This is a genomic window from Hymenobacter agri (assembly GCF_054778495.1).
Map to the genome: position 1 here is coordinate 1 of NZ_BAAGZM010001335.1, position 503 is coordinate 503.

At 68.4% G+C, this 503-nt stretch carries 1 protein-coding gene; it reads right to left on the reverse strand.

Translation table 11 applies throughout. The features are described 5' to 3' along the window. Position 1 precedes the first annotated feature (1 nt). Positions 2-503: AMP-binding enzyme (locus ACYVDE_RS26085; RefSeq protein WP_460504401.1), on the reverse strand; the 502-nt coding region annotated here is incomplete at its 5' end.

A 503-nucleotide genomic window follows, 5' to 3' on the forward strand; every position in this document is an offset into this window, starting at 1 on the left:
GCTACGCATTGGCCCGGCGCAGCGTGGCGGCGCGGTCGAGCTTGCCATTGGGCGTGGCCGCGAACTCCGGCACGTAGCGCAGCTGGCGGGGCTGCTCGTAGCGGCCCAGCCGCTCGGCCAGCAGGGTTTTGAGCTGGTTTTCCTGCGCTTCGGTCAGCGGGGCTCCTTCAATAAAAGCCGTCACAGCCTGCCCTAGCCGCTCGTCGGGCTGGCCGGCCACGAAGCAGCGGCGCGAAGTGCCGATTTCGGCCAGGGCCACGTCGAGAACCAGCTCCACTTTCTCAGCGGGCACTTTCACGCCGCCCGAGTTTATCACGAAATCGGCCCGGCCCAGCCACTCAAACGTGTGGGTCTCCGCATCCAGCTGCACCACGTCGTTGGTCGTGATGAGCTGGTCGTCGGTCACGTCGCCGCGCAGCGTGAGGCAGCCGCGCGCATCCTGGCCCGCCACAATGCCTGGCAGCACCCGGAAGCTGCTCGTGGCGTGCGGCCCGTTGAGGCGG